This is a genomic window from Haloarcula sp. Atlit-7R (assembly GCF_003666065.1).
Taxonomy (GTDB): Archaea; Halobacteriota; Halobacteria; order Halobacteriales; family Haloarculaceae; genus Haloarcula; species Haloarcula taiwanensis.
The window spans coordinates 654,219-667,721 of sequence record NZ_QXIK01000001.1 but is presented as its reverse complement, the minus strand read 5'-3'; the positions used below and the strand labels follow the sequence as shown (position 1 = coordinate 667,721).

The 13,503-nt window shown below is 61.4% G+C and carries 18 protein-coding genes and 1 tRNA gene; 14 read left to right on the top strand and 5 right to left on the bottom strand.

Annotated elements, in window-relative coordinates:
* Positions 1-16: 16 nt before the first annotated feature.
* The 5 genes from D3D01_RS03520 to D3D01_RS03500 form a co-directional block, all read right to left on the bottom strand.
* Entirely contained in the window at positions 17-2,362 is a 2,346-nt protein-coding gene (locus D3D01_RS03520; RefSeq protein WP_121511247.1) for an STT3 domain-containing protein, read from the bottom strand.
* A gap of 48 nt (positions 2,363-2,410) precedes the next feature.
* On the bottom strand, positions 2,411-3,406 hold the full coding sequence (locus D3D01_RS03515) for an NAD(P)-dependent oxidoreductase (RefSeq protein ID WP_121511246.1): 996 nt from the start codon (positions 3,404-3,406) through the stop codon (positions 2,411-2,413).
* On the bottom strand, positions 3,399-4,331 hold the full coding sequence (locus D3D01_RS03510) for an NAD(P)-dependent oxidoreductase (protein ID WP_121511245.1): 933 nt from the start codon (positions 4,329-4,331) through the stop codon (positions 3,399-3,401). Before D3D01_RS03510 ends, D3D01_RS03515 begins: the two co-directional genes overlap by 8 nt.
* 2 nt (positions 4,332-4,333) lie before the next feature.
* Positions 4,334-5,506, bottom strand: a complete 1,173-nt coding sequence (locus D3D01_RS03505) for an NAD-dependent epimerase/dehydratase family protein (RefSeq protein WP_121511244.1) — start codon at positions 5,504-5,506, stop codon at positions 4,334-4,336.
* A gap of 121 nt (positions 5,507-5,627) precedes the next feature.
* On the bottom strand, positions 5,628-6,089 hold the full coding sequence (locus D3D01_RS03500; RefSeq protein ID WP_101349214.1) for a GDP-mannose mannosyl hydrolase: 462 nt from the start codon (positions 6,087-6,089) through the stop codon (positions 5,628-5,630).
* 96 nt (positions 6,090-6,185) lie between these two features.
* Here D3D01_RS03500 and D3D01_RS03495 point away from each other — a divergent pair.
* The 14 genes from D3D01_RS03495 (at position 6,186) to D3D01_RS03440 (ending at position 13,502) form a co-directional block, all read left to right on the top strand.
* Positions 6,186-6,258 (top strand) — tRNA-Pro (locus D3D01_RS03495).
* 171 nt (positions 6,259-6,429) lie between these two features.
* Entirely contained in the window at positions 6,430-6,984 is a 555-nt protein-coding gene (locus tag D3D01_RS03490; protein WP_004964360.1) for an SWIM zinc finger family protein, read from the top strand.
* Positions 6,985-7,123: 139 nt separating this feature from the next.
* Positions 7,124-7,576 carry a hypothetical protein gene (locus D3D01_RS03485; RefSeq protein ID WP_058992735.1) on the top strand — a complete coding sequence of 151 codons (453 nt, stop codon included), beginning with the start codon at positions 7,124-7,126 and terminating at the stop codon, positions 7,574-7,576.
* A 70-nt stretch (positions 7,577-7,646) separates the two neighbouring features.
* Positions 7,647-7,799 (top strand): ribbon-helix-helix domain-containing protein, encoded by a 153-nt coding sequence (locus tag D3D01_RS24990; RefSeq protein WP_121511243.1) that lies wholly within the window; start codon positions 7,647-7,649, stop codon positions 7,797-7,799.
* 71 nt (positions 7,800-7,870) lie between these two features.
* Positions 7,871-9,028 carry a hypothetical protein gene (locus D3D01_RS03475; RefSeq protein ID WP_121511242.1) on the top strand — a complete coding sequence of 386 codons (1,158 nt, stop codon included), beginning with the start codon at positions 7,871-7,873 and terminating at the stop codon, positions 9,026-9,028.
* Between the two features lie 2 nt (positions 9,029-9,030).
* A complete protein-coding gene (locus tag D3D01_RS03470; protein WP_058992730.1) occupies positions 9,031-9,462 on the top strand; it encodes a hypothetical protein in 432 nt (143 codons plus the stop codon).
* Positions 9,463-9,468: 6 nt separating this feature from the next.
* Entirely contained in the window at positions 9,469-10,089 is a 621-nt protein-coding gene (locus D3D01_RS03465) for a hypothetical protein (RefSeq protein WP_058992728.1), read from the top strand.
* Positions 10,090-10,184: 95 nt separating this feature from the next.
* Positions 10,185-10,340 carry a hypothetical protein gene (locus D3D01_RS23630; protein ID WP_155120719.1) on the top strand — a complete coding sequence of 52 codons (156 nt, stop codon included), beginning with the start codon at positions 10,185-10,187 and terminating at the stop codon, positions 10,338-10,340.
* Between the two features lie 3 nt (positions 10,341-10,343).
* Positions 10,344-10,658: a hypothetical protein gene (locus D3D01_RS03460; RefSeq protein ID WP_058992725.1), complete on the top strand. Its 315-nt coding sequence runs from the start codon at positions 10,344-10,346 to the stop codon at positions 10,656-10,658.
* Positions 10,658-11,119 (top strand): hypothetical protein, encoded by a 462-nt coding sequence (locus tag D3D01_RS03455; RefSeq protein ID WP_058992723.1) that lies wholly within the window; start codon positions 10,658-10,660, stop codon positions 11,117-11,119. The genes D3D01_RS03460 and D3D01_RS03455 overlap by 1 nt, the downstream gene beginning before the upstream one ends.
* A gap of 3 nt (positions 11,120-11,122) precedes the next feature.
* On the top strand, positions 11,123-11,926 hold the full coding sequence (locus D3D01_RS03450; protein ID WP_058992721.1) for a hypothetical protein: 804 nt from the start codon (positions 11,123-11,125) through the stop codon (positions 11,924-11,926).
* A 19-nt stretch (positions 11,927-11,945) separates the two neighbouring features.
* On the top strand, positions 11,946-12,149 hold the full coding sequence (locus D3D01_RS23390; protein ID WP_129756001.1) for a hypothetical protein: 204 nt from the start codon (positions 11,946-11,948) through the stop codon (positions 12,147-12,149).
* On the top strand, positions 12,146-12,613 hold the full coding sequence (locus D3D01_RS03445; protein WP_121511241.1) for a hypothetical protein: 468 nt from the start codon (positions 12,146-12,148) through the stop codon (positions 12,611-12,613). The genes D3D01_RS23390 and D3D01_RS03445 overlap by 4 nt, the downstream gene beginning before the upstream one ends.
* 1 nt (position 12,614) lies before the next feature.
* Complete coding sequence (locus tag D3D01_RS03440; protein WP_121511240.1) at positions 12,615-13,502, top strand: hypothetical protein; 888 nt, start codon at positions 12,615-12,617, stop codon at positions 13,500-13,502.
* Position 13,503 lies beyond the last annotated feature (1 nt).

The following is a 13,503-nucleotide window of genomic DNA, read 5'->3' as shown; positions in this document are numbered from 1 at the left end:
GTGCCTGTCTCCAAGATCACTCGACAGTGACATTGCCGCCGCTGTACACCATTTCTTCGGTGACTTCGACGGACGTTTTATTCCCGCTATCGGTAGTCACGGCGTACGTCCCGGGGTTTGCGACGGTAACAGTGAAGTCACCATTCCGGTTGGCCGTCGTCTGGCGCTCGTAGTCGACTTCCCTGTCCGAAACAGTGATGATCGTTACGACCGAGACGGTCGAATTCGGGGCCGCAGTCCCCCGTATCTCTCCACCCGGAACAACCGCGAACGCCTTGTGGCTCCCGTCTTCGCTCGCGAAGAGCGGCCGGTAACGGGCCAGTCCGTCCACATTTCCGTTACGGCTTCCGAAGTGCTGGTGTAGCCGAGCGTACATCGTGGTCGGTTCCTCGATGTCGGTCGCCGTCGTTACGATATACCCGACTCGGTTGGAGATCCGACTGTGGGCCGCATCAGGGTCCGTTTCTGCGACCAACGGCCCGTACTTTTTGCGGGCGTAGCCGTAGCTCCGTGACTCGCCGTTGACGAAGTAGTTGTACACGCGGTTCTGTCCCCAGCGGCTGAGGACGTAGTTTTCGGGGTATTCGAGTCCCCGCTCGGCGGCGTCGGCTTCGATTGCAGTCGCCGCGTCGTACGTCTCGTCCTCGACGAGTACCTGGCTCGTCTTCACAGGGACCTGCACGATCCCGAGGGACCCGAACAACAGGAACAGCACGAACAGCGACGCAACCGCGCGGGTGTCCGGAACAAGTACGTCCCGTAGCCCCTCGCCTTCGTCTGCCAGTACCGGCCGAGCGATGTCGACCCACGAGGCGACCCAGACGAACGCGAGACCGGCAAACAGCGCGAGAAACGGGGCCAGTTCGCCGACGAACCGGACCTGAATCACGGCCAGTCCCAGCAGCACCCAGACGTAGCTACCGGCGACGAGCCAGCCGCTCCGGTCCCTGCGAGCGAGGTCGACACCCCACGCCATCGCCGGAAGCGCTACGAACAGGGTCAGACCGAGCAAAAGCAGGAATCCGAAGGCGTCGGTGTTGAACAGCCCGTACGTCTCGGCAATCGCATCGGACCGAAACAGCGTATCGAGCCGGTCGCTGAACGTTGCCCACTGTTCCGTGAAGCCAAAGCGGAAGACCACGAGAGCGACGAGTCCCAGAACGCCATCGACCGCTGCCAGTTGCCTGGCGGTGCCACCGACGTGCCTGGCCGCCTCCGCCGTCGCGATGACGACGACGGCGCCAACAGCCAGCAGCCCTGGCGCGCTAGCCACGAGCGCAGTATGCCAGCCAACGACTGTGTGGACAGCGCCGGCGAGCACAGCACCGAGTCCGACCCCGGCGAGGACCGGTGCCGTCCTGACCAGCGACGACCGGTCGTTTGCCACGTCCAAGAGCGTCTGTCCCAGTACGACCAGCCCGACCGGCAGGACGAGTAACGGCCCCGCCTCCCACGCGAGCACCTGGCCGGCAGTCCCGACACCGATGCCGACCGCGGCAAACCACGGCTGTGGTCGGCGAAGCGACGCCCGATCCGTGATCGCTGTCAGCGCGACCACGAGCGCCAGCGCGGTCAGCACGAGCCAGGGGTAGTCGAAAGCGTGGTGGTCCGCGAACCCGAGGCTCGTCCGGAAGGCATGGCCCGGAACGAACGCCAGAAAGAGGACCGAGGTGAGCCCGACGCGCCGGTCGCTGGTGACTTGGACCGCGAGCAGATAGAGCAAGACGGCCGTGACGAGCGCCGACACGACGGGATACCACGCGAGGACGTGGCCGATGACTTCTTTGCTCCCGCCGAAGAGGCTGGCCACCCACCAGAGCGTCGCGATCATCAGTGGCTCTCCCTTGGTAACCGCGTTTGGGAGTACAGAGAGCGCCCCGACGTCGGCCGCGCCCCCGGCGTTCGCCGCGACTTGCTCGACGTAATACCTGTAGTAGTAGGGGTCGTTGCTCGACAGGACGATGTCGCCGCCGCGGTATATCGACCCGACGGCGTACGTTCGGGCGACGAACACGACGGCCAGCGCGGCGGCGAGCAGGCCGATCGCCCGCGCGTTGAAGTCGACGTTCAGGTCGAGGTCTAGGGCGTCCCCGACGGACACGTCGCGTCCGCTATCGGTGGCGACGGCGGCGTCGCCGTTGAGCGCGGCCCGTACAGCGTCTGGATCGGCGACTCGATACTGCTCACCGTCTTTCTCGACGATGCCCGCGGAGACGAGTTCGCCGAACTGCCCCGAATCGATAGGGATGTCATCGAACGTCCAGCCGTCCTGTTCGTCGTCGACGGCCAGAACCGCTTCTGTCGCATCTCGTAGCTCGGGCCGGTCATCGAGTACCGCTCCCGCCCCGGGCGTGTCGCTCATGTCTCTTCTCTTTCCGGTCTGGCGAATAAATCCATCGGGACTCGATGTCTACGTGGTCGCCGATTCCAGTGCCGCCCGAATCGCTGACTCTACGTCGTGTTCCGGGGTCCAGCCCAGCACGTCAGCCGTACGGTCAGTGTCGACCGGGAACGAATCGACGAGCGTCTCGTCGTCGCCCCGCGGGTTCTCGACCAGTTCCACGTCGGTATCGATGTCAGCGACTGAGGCGGCGATGTCGCTGACGAGTTCGGCGACGGCACGGACGCCCGGGTCCTCGTCACTCGCGATCTCATATTTCTCGACGCCGGTCTCATCGCGGTCCAGTTGCTCTAGCAGTCGTTCGCAGCTGTCGACGTAGGCGCGGGCCACGTCCTTGACGTGGACGAAGTTCCGGGACTGTGTGCCCGGTTCGTAGACCGTCAGCGTCTCGCCGGCGAGCGCGCGGTTCACGAAGAAGTTGATGACGGTCCCCTTCGAGACAGTCTGGCCGTCTATCTCGTGGCTCCCGTATAGGTTCGATATCATGAACTGGTGGGCCGGGAACGCGCCGGCGGCGTACGTCTCGATGGCACGCTCGTTGAGCAGTTTCGTCTGGCCGTACCAGTTCAGCGGGTCCCGTGGGTGATCGACCGTAATAGGGAACTCCTGTGGGTCGCCGATGACCGCCATCGAGAACGGGAAAATTAGCGCTGCGCCTGTCTTGCGACAGAACCAAGCAACGTTGTCGGTTCCCTGAACGTTGACCTCGTAGGCCAGATCCTGCTTTGCTTCGCAGTCGTCGACGCCGGAAATCGCGGCGAGGTGCATCACGACGTCGGCCCCGTCTAGCGCCGCCTCCAGACGGTCCCGGTTCCGGATGTCGACGTGTTCGATATCGACACCGCCGATGGTTTGCACGGTCCCGAGATAGAAGTTGTCGATAGCGGTGATTTTCCAGTCGGGGTGGGCCTGCTGTAGTTCGTGGATGACGCGGCTGCCGATGTAGCCCGCTCCGCCGGTGACGGCGATGTTGGGCGTCTCGCTGGTAGGTTCTGTTTCAGACATTGGTGGTGAATTTCTCCGCGAGGTCGCGGACGCCCTCGCGGAGCGTCCACGATGGTTCGAAGCCCGTCCGACCCAGTCGGTCGAAGTTGACGTGATAGGACGGCCCGGGGTGCTCGTCTTCGAGATATGTGACGTCGACCGGCGCGACCTCGTCGGCGACGATATCGGCGATTTCGGCTATCCGGTAGTTCCCGGCCGCCGAGCCAACGTTGTAGACGGGTTTATTCCAGGACTCGGGCTCGCATGCGGCCGCCGCGTAGGCGCGGGCGGCGTCCCGGACGTGGATGAACGGCCGCCAGTTCGAGCCGTCGCCGTAGACGGTGAGCGGGCGGCCGGTGAGCGCGCGGAACACGAAGTAGTTCACGACGAGGTTGAACCGGATGCCCGGCGAGTGGCCGAAGTTCGTGGCCATCCGCAGGGCGGTGCCGGTCATGTCGAACTCCTCGCAGTACTCCCGGAGCAGCGTCTCGGACTCCAGTTTCGTCTCCGCGTATGGGTTGATGGGGTCAGGGTCAACCGTCTCGTCGATGTCGGTGCTGGTCGCGCGGCCGTAGACGTTACACGAGGAGGCGAAGACGACGTGATCAACACCGAGCTTGCCCGCCGCGGTCAGGACGTTCTCGGTGCCGTCGTAGTTGATGGCGAACGTCTCATCACGGCGTTCGTGGGTGCTTGACGCGCCGGTGATGGCCGCGAGGTGGATGACGCGGTCCACGCCGCGCATGACGCTCTCCACGTCGCCGTACTCGCGGACGTCGCCCCGCCGAAATTCGAGGCCGTCCCCGAGCGTCCCCAGCAACGCGCGCGGCGACCCTGAGGAAAGGTCGTCGAAGACCACGACGCTGTCGACACGGTCGTCGTCGCGCAACAGCGGGAGCAGCGCGCTACCGATGTAGCCACAGGCTCCGGTGACCAGCACGTCCATCGTCAGTCCTCGCTCAGGACGCCCGGCAGGAAGCGGTCCTCGTGGGCCTCGATGGTGTCGGCGTAGCGGGTCAGCGTCTCGAAGATGTCGGCGACGCCGTCCTCGAAGGACTGTGACTGGCCGCCGATGAGGTCGGCGTAGCGGTCGTTCTCGATTTCCATCTTGTGGGTCTCGTCCTCGTCGCGGGGGTTCTCGAAGTGCTTGACGGCGACGTTGAGGTCGAACTCGCTGCCCACGTCCGCGATGGTCTCGGCGATTTCGACGATACTAATGGCGCGCGTGACCTGATTATAGACGGTCAGCCCGTCCGGTCGGTCGTCGGGGTCGGCCAGCGCGACTTCCGCCAGCCCCTCGACGGCGTCCTCCAGCGAGATGAACGGCTTGCGCTGCTCGCCCTTGCCGTAGACGGTGACCGGGTAGCCCGCGACCGCCTGCGCACAGAAGCGGTGCGTGACCGTCCCGAAGTAGTAGTCGAAGTCAAACCGGGTCTTGAGCCGGTCGTCCGCGCGGGTCTCCTCGGTCTCGGTCCCGTAGATAATGGCCGTGCGAACGTCCGAAATCGGGATATCGAACTGCGTGTGGGCAAGCCGCATGTTCTGTGCGTCGAAGCCCTTCGTCGCGTGGTACCAGCTCCCGCCCATGTTGGGGAAGGGCACGTCGTCGCGCTCGTCCTGGTTCTCCATCGTCGCGCCGCCCTCGGGGATGGGGAACTCCGGCGCGCCGTAGACGCCGGTCGTCGTCGTCTCGACGAAGTGGGTGTCCGTGAGGTCGTGCTCGTCGAGGCCCCACAGGAGGTTCCGCGTCGCCTGAAGGTTGTTGTGCTGGGTGTAGTTCGCCCGTTCGCCGTTGATCTGGGAGTACGGCGCGGAGGGCTGGGCGGCGGTGTGGACGACGACCTCGGGTTCGTGGACCGCCAAGAGTTCGTCGACAAAGGACTTCTCGGCGAGGTCGCCCTCGACGAAGGAGAGGTTCGTCAGGCCGTGGACCTCGCGGGCCGCGTCGAGGCGCTCATCGATGCTGGCCACCGGTGTCGCGCTCGTCGCGCCCACGTCTTCGACCCACTCTCTTCGGGCGAAGTTGTCGACAAGCAGCACTCTGTCGTCCGTCCGGTCTGCGATTCGCAGCGCGGCCGGCCACCCGACGTAGCCGTCGCCGCCAGTGATGAGGATGGTCATGGTTACTCAGATAGTGAGTAACTGCGGCGCGTAATCAATCTTCTGTTCGGTTGCCTGCTAGTCTTGTACAGCCTGCCCGCTCATCAGACACGTATTCGTCCTCAAAACAGCAATTCCTCCTCTACTGGCCGACGTCGAACCGTTCGAAGTACTCTGTGACGTACTGGTTCGCGTCCGCCGGTGGTTCCGTGACGACGCGATAGGCGTCATGCTGGTCGTCGAGTGCTATCTCTGCTCCGTCCTCGGGTACGACTCGATACACAACCGGTATCGTGTGCCGGGAGGCGACGCCATCGACGGACGACGCGTCCCAGAAGTGTTCGCTGACGCCGAGCCGTTCCGTCGCAACCGATGTGAGGCCGAGTTCCTCTTCGGCGATGCGCACCGCCGCGTCGTCCAGTCGCTCTCCTTTGTAGAGGCGACTCCCCGGCCAGAACCATTCGCCTTTGGCTGGTTCGTTCTGTCGCCGTGTGAGTAAGATACCCTCCTCGTACTCAACGACGAGGTCGACACAGGGCTGGGGCATGTTGTCGAGACAGGTGGCGAACGTCTCCGTCGGAATGCGTTCGTCGTGCCGGTCCATACTTCGCCCTTGCGGGCTACCGGTGAAACCGCTACGCTTCTCGCTGTTTCGCAACCGTTAAAACCGACCCTGTCCTCTTTCCGATTGCTATCGCACGGGCCGGTGGGGTAGCCTGGTATCCTTCGGCCTTCGGGTGGCCGTAACCGCGATTCGAATTCGCGCCGGCCCATACCATACAAACCCTTTTTCCCGGGTTTCCTAACAGTTAGCGGCCGCTCTACGGGGTGGTCGCTGTGAGTATTCAGCGGGCTCACGAGCTGTCCATCTGCGACTACTGCGGCGGCTACATCGAATCACCACGACAGCCGTGTCCGGCGCTAGACGAGGGGGTGTGTCGTCCATGAGCCGTGCTAGCCGGAGCTGGCAGGCGAGCGACGACCTGCCTCAGTCTGTTGGTGGCCCGTCGACGTTGTCGATGCCCGACGACTGGACGCTTTCGACGGCGTGGAAGCGCGCACAGTCCGAGAACGACCGTGGTGGGGCCATCAACGACGCCGAGCGTGTGGTCTACCTGAGCGACGGCGACAGCACTCATCGCGTGCTGTGGGCGCTACAGGGCCGCACACTCGTCGCAGACTGCGACTGCGCCGGCTACCAGTACCACGGCGGCTGGTGTGCCCACGTCGCTTCGCTGTGGTGGCAGTGGGTCCGCGGGCAGATCGTTGTCGCACATCTCGACACGGGCCGCGAGTATCCATCACCACCAGCATGGCTCCGCCTCGACGACGAACCGACCGCTTTCAACCAACTCACTCCTGCCGAACTCGACGCTTACCTGACCTGTGACCTCGGAAGCCTCGGGGTTCGGGAGTACGCCCGACTCTCCGGTCGCTCGCCCGGAACCATCGGGAACCTACTCCGCTCTGCCCGTGACGAGATGGAGGGCCGCCGATGACACAGGCGCGCACGCCCGCCCTAGCGCGTGACCTTCTGGCGACCCCATGGGGGGCTGTCCTACACGTACCAACATCGGCGTCCGTCACCGCGCCGTATGGGGATTCGTCCCCGTCTTACGAGGAGGTGGCTAGTCAGACATGACTGGTGGAAGCCAACTTCACGAAGAAGATGGGAGTGACAAAATCACCTTCCGTCTGTCGACCACGCTGAAAGAACAGTACAAGGAACAGGTCGACAACATGAGCGCCGATCTAGAGGAATACGTTCGTCAGCGCGTTTCGGAGCCGGAGACTGATGGCGGCCTTGAACCATATGCTGACCCGGACAATCGAGAGCTTGCCATTGCCTACCGGACGCTCTGCGAGAAGCGCACTGATAACGGCATTGTCCGAGGAGAAAGCGCGAAGCGTGCACTTGCTCAGGCTGTCGATAGTATCGACCAACAAGACGCACAGCGCCTTCTTGCCCGACTTGAGAAACGCGGGTATGTCCATCTTCAGAACGGGATACCACCAAGCGACTACACCGCTGTCCACGTCCGACCGTTCTCACGTAAGGGTGGAACTCAGAACCAAACTGCCGATGCGTGATATCCGTCTTGCTTAGTTAATTATTAACTAAGCAACAGGTTTTATTTTGTATATAGCCCCATCAAAGACTATGACTCGAAATACAACCGGTGTATCGATGCCCGAGTCAATGGTCGAAAACATAGACGAGAACTACGTAGCAGCCGGATACCACAGCCGCTCTGATTTGATACGAGATGCGATTCGTGACAAGTTGTCTCAGCTTGAACGCCAGTCAAAGTAACCCGTTTCTCTATTCTCTGTTGTTGACAACAAGCGAGCACCCTTGGTAGTAGTGCCACTATCGCCGGCCGCATGGCCGCCAGCGAGGAAACAGACAGCTCCCAACCTGCGGACCCTTCTACAGTAGCGGAATTAGAGGCGCTACCGTACAGCGAGAAACAGCGTCTCGCCGGGGAACACGGGTATGGGCGAATTGTCGGTGTAGAGGAGGCAGAATTAGAGAATTTTCTCACAGATACACTCGCACTCAGCGAGAGCGAGAACGTCGACAGTGGCAACGATAGCGAACCGGAGGGAGGAACCCAGACAGTGACAAACTCAGAGAGTACGAGCGCCAGCACAGAGACACAGACAGACGCCATCTCCGTCGGTCACGAGGGGAAAGAGAAGCTATCCCCTGAAGGAGCGCCAGACGACGAAGGAACAGCAGTAGAACCACCCAGCGGTGTCGACTTAGACGGGCTGTCACCAGACGACTTCGAACCGAGTGAGTCGGCGTCACCAGCGAACCAGAGCGAGAATAGCGAACACGCTGAGAAACCAGAACAGCAGGAGCAGAACGACAGTAGCGAGAACAGCGAGGATAGCGGTGGCTTGTTGGACCGGATACGCGGCAATAGCGACCGTTCAACAGACGAAATCGTAGCGGAAGCAGATAGCGAGGGAGAACGACAGCGCCGCGAGGAAGTCCGTGAGACGTTTGCTGATGCCTTCGGGGAAGAGTCAGGAGAGAGCGGCGATAGTGCCGAGGAACAGCCCGACTCCGGCGGTGACCACTCACCAGCGGGAACCCAGCAGGCCAGCGGCATGGTAGTTGATGAGACGGTCGTGAAGCACCTCATTGGAATGCCCTTCTCGATGACCGCGACGATGACTGACTGGGAGGGCTGGGAACTCTCTGAACAGGAGAAAGCGGCCAACGCAGAGCTGTTCATCGCCATGTGCGACGAGCACGATGTCGATGTCGGCCCGACAGCGATGTTCGCTCTATCGATGCTGGGAACCGCTGGGGGCCGAGCGATGCGCTATCGTCGCCATCGAGATACTGACCCGGTTGAGACTGACCGGAAACAGAGCGAAGACGCTCCTGAATTCAACGACGACGTGACAGCGGTACGCGGTCAGGACGGCCGTCGAGATCGCCGCGACACTCGCGCCGAACACAGAGCAGAACAGAGCGAGAACAGCGCAGAAAGCGAATTCGATTTTGAAGACAGCAGTACCTGGTAATCATGCAGGAAATCATTCAGCAGCTCGCGTTAGTAGCGAGTCAGGCAGACGAATCGCCCGAAGAACGAACGCAGCGACTCAAACAAGTTGCCGACGACAGTGGTGCAACAGCCCGGACACTCTACGAGGTGGAGGAAGATCTTCGCGGACTGGGATGGTCCGCTCTTGTCGACAATGAGGAAACAGTCGACCAGATCGAGGCGAAGCTACAGGGGTTCGCTCCGATGTTCGGCCTCGACCCACAACGCGCGGAGGACCAGTTTGGTCCTGAGACATTCATCCATCTCTTCTCGCAGTACGCGCTTGCGAGGCCGGAGGCGACAGCCTACGCTATCGCTACGCTTGACGACGTACTCACCCGGCGTGGGCTGTACGATGAGCTTGACGTCGACGTACCGGAACCCGGCGAGTACAGCGGCAGCGAGGGGCAGTAGCAAGCGATGGATATTGACCTGAGCGAAATCTCGGTCATCCTCGGCCAGAAGAACTCGGGGAAGTCAGTGCTATTCGAGCACCTGCTGACCCAGACAGAGCGCTACATCTGTATCGATCCGAACGCCGAGCATGGGCCACCGGGTGCGGTGTTTCCCGATAATCCCGGTGACGTGCTCGACCACTGGATGCGCGGCAACACTCAGCAGGTGATTCGAGAGAACCCGTTCACCGAAGATGTCCTCGACGAGTACCTTCGAGCGTTCGGCCAGCTCAAGCGGTGTTACCTCTATCTCGATGAGGCACACAACTGGATGTCCGCACATCATATTCCCGAAGTCCTTCAGCACCTCGTGAAGTGGCACGTCACCCACGCTAACTGTGGATTAGTACTCGCCGCTCACAAGGCGAAAGAAGTCCACGATCAGATCTGGACACAGACGGACAACTACCTGATTTTCGCCTACGGAGACCACGAAGACAGCAAGTTCAGCAAGGTGAGTATCCCCGACAAGCACCGGGTGACCGAAATGGACCCGAACGCGTACCAGTTCCTCACGTACAAAGATGTGGCTGGAGCATCATCGACTATCCGAGGGCCGGTTGAGATTCCGGCGCACTTACGATAGCGTAAAATAGCGCGTACAGACTTCTCGCGGCCATTCGCTATCGGTGTTGTCAACAAACAAATACTGAATCATCCCTCGCGGCAACTACTGGTCGCATGGTTTCGACCAGCACAAGCGGAAACTCGGAGTCGGGTGGGTCACCCAGTAGCTCCGGGTCCAATGGTATCGTCGAGTTCCTGAAAACGCCCATCGGAATCGCTGCTGTGGGCGGGTTCGGGGCTGCAATCATCGCGGGCTACTTCATCATCTGAATCATGGCACTACAAGTCTCTGAACGGAACGCTGCTATCGGTGCCAGCGCGGCGGCAGGGCTTCCCGTTCTGATGTCGGCAGGAGGTATCAACATCGAGGATCGACTGGTGGATGTATCGAATGCAGTGTTTGAGGGTGACCTTGGCTCTGCATCGATGGTGACCGGCGGGGCCTTCTCGCTCATCGGGCTCGGGCTCATCGCGGCAGCATGGGTCGGCCCGCTTCGGGGCTCGCTCGGGATGCTCGCTATCGGTATCGGAATCGGCTTCGCTATGCTCGGTGTCCAGAGCTTCGACGCTGCACGGAGGGCCAACTGATGACCGACGAAACACTCAGCACGGAACTCCAGTACGCGACAGTCTCGGAGAACGTCGCGGGTACGCCGACGCCGATCACGACCTGGGACGTGCCGGAGGGAATCGCTATCTCTATCGCACAGGGATCGCCGGCGATTCTCGACGTTGAAGCCAAGGACGGCGGCAACGTCTCGCGCTCGACGAAGATCGGCTTCGGCTATCGGGAACCAAACGACCCGCTGGATTCGTGGACAGTCATCAGCGAGTTCGCCGTCTCTCCATTCAACACGCTGTCGCTGAAGGACCAGCAGTCCGGCGAGAACGCACAGCGCCGCCGGGTTCGGTTCCTCCGTGACCGAGTTCCAAATGGGCGGCTGACGCTGGAAGACGCTGACGAGCTGGCACTTCTGGTGAACGGCCCCGACGTGGTCGACCCGGCAACGCTGTTCTTCAACTACCCCATGCAGGTGGACAACCGGTAGACCATGAGCGGAGCCAACGCACGGCCGGGGAAGACGGTCTACCTCGGTTCCGAGATGTTCGATTTCAAGAGCTACCAGCCCGGTTCAGAGGGAATCGTCGCGACGACGAAGGTCCCGAGCACGCAGGTCTGGAAGGTTCCAGTCGGGATGCCGCTAGTGGTAGCACTCGTCGGCAAACAGACAGCGACGGCAGCAGGGGGCGACACTACCACGGTCGACCTCACTCCCGAGGCCCCGATCGTCGACTACATGGACGACGTGACTGCCGGCGAGTACACGACTGACGCCTCGCTCGTCGGCTACTTCGACAGCGACGGTGACGGTGACCCGGATACGCTCATTACTGACAGCACAGACACGCAGTACACGGGCACGTTCGGGACTGACGGCGATTTCGTTGCGTCGGCAGAGCTGAAAGAGACGACTGGGAACGGTGATGTCTCAGTCGCCTTCTACGCGGTGATGCGCCACGGGCTGACGAAGATACAGAAGCGCAACAGCGGGAAGGGCAATGTCTCGCAGGAACTTCAGAGCGAAGACAGTATCACATGGGCGTTCTCGAACCCGGATTCGCCGGAGACGGACCGCCAGATCACATGGGACGGACGCAACAGCGGGATGCGCGGTGTGCTCCCGCCGAAGTTCAACATGGACCTGCTGTTCTTCGACACAGAGTTCGCCACGGCTGTCGAGGCAGCCGACGCGGAGAACGTCGAGGTGAGTATCCCGGTGAATCAGCGGCCTCTTCGACCGGATGAAGAGGCTGCTGAACTCCGGCGAAAGGTGACCCAGACCATGGTGGCCTAACGGGCCACCGTTCCAACACATGGTGATTCTACACGACACTGACGACCCAGATAGCAGCAGTACCGATACTGGCTGCCCGTGTGACAGCGGCGGGAACGTGCTTGCAGGGCTTGCGGAGAAGGCCCGGGTAGTAGCCGACCTGATAGCGCCGTTCTCGTCGCTGTTGACCTCGCTAGTGCAGGCTGCGACCGTGCTGGCACTGATTCGGGGGCAGTCGATATGAGCGGGTACGGACTCATCGGGACAGATACGCCGATAGACGATCTGCTTGAACAGTACTTCCCCGGCGCACCGAGGAACGTGCTGTACGAGGCTTTCGAAGACGAAACGAACGCGCTGCTGGCGGCCCTGCTGATGGAGATGCGGGGCGACGACATCGACCAGAACGTTTCAGGCGACTCGGAAGCGGTGTACTACAGCGAACCCGGCGTTCCGGTTGACGATACCGACGAACAGACGGTTTCGTGGGACTTCGCCGCGGATACCGTCGTCGTCTACGGATTTGACTCCCCGATAGTTGTCGCGTTCAAGGCGACAAATAAGGCTGACCGGTTCATCCCCCTGACCCCGTCGGACGCGCCGTTCTCTCTGTCTCCGCCGGGCGGACTGGGTGCCTCAAAGCTGTGGTATCGGAAGATGACCGAGGGAGACGCCAGTACCTCCCTGAACGTGCTGGCACTCAAGTAAAATGACGTTTACAGGACCAAACGCAGTTACCTGGGGCGAAGCGCTCGCGGCACTCCGCGACAACATCGACAGTATCAGTGGCTGGAGTATCATCGACACATCAGCCAACGGCGGTGCGACTCCGCTCACTACGGGTGAGTGGTTCGTGCTGGAGACGCCGAACGGCGAGAACCACCGTCTCAAAATCCGAGATAACAGATACAGCGGTGGCATCACCATGGAATCCGGTCCCTCGTGGGATACCGCGAACACGACATGGGCAGACCGCTACGCCAACGATGTCGCACAAAAGACTGGAAACGACGGATATGACGATCCGATGGCGTACGCTCCCGACGACCGTGGGGGTGAGCGTATGTCTATGTCCCACTCTGTGAGCTACTACATGGACTACACAGACTCGGGATGGGCGTTCTACGCGGAACGGAACGAGGGTGACGGTAACGACGAAGATATCGCCATCGGAATGGCTGAACTCTCGAAGACATGGGACTTCGACTCTGCGGCCAACCGCGAAAGTAACTACGTGACCCTATGGCACGCACAGGCGTTCAACGCCGACTACGATAATAGAGAAAAGAGGCAGTGGACAAACTTCCTCCCGGCGATGAGCGGCACGCAGTCGGGAAGCACACACCATGGCCGTGGAATGGTGAATCCCGACAACAACTACGCGAATTATACTACCACCGACAACGTCGTTGCCAGTTCGCAGTATCGGAACAACCGCAACAACGATGCAATCATCGGGACCCACGACCTGTGGATTCGGGAGGAAAGCGGTCAGGACGCAAGCCACGAGGACACGATACAGGATAGCGGGGCGAACAACCTGTACAAGCTCCTGAAGGCCCACAACGTCGCGCAGGTCGGTATCGGGATGAGGTAAT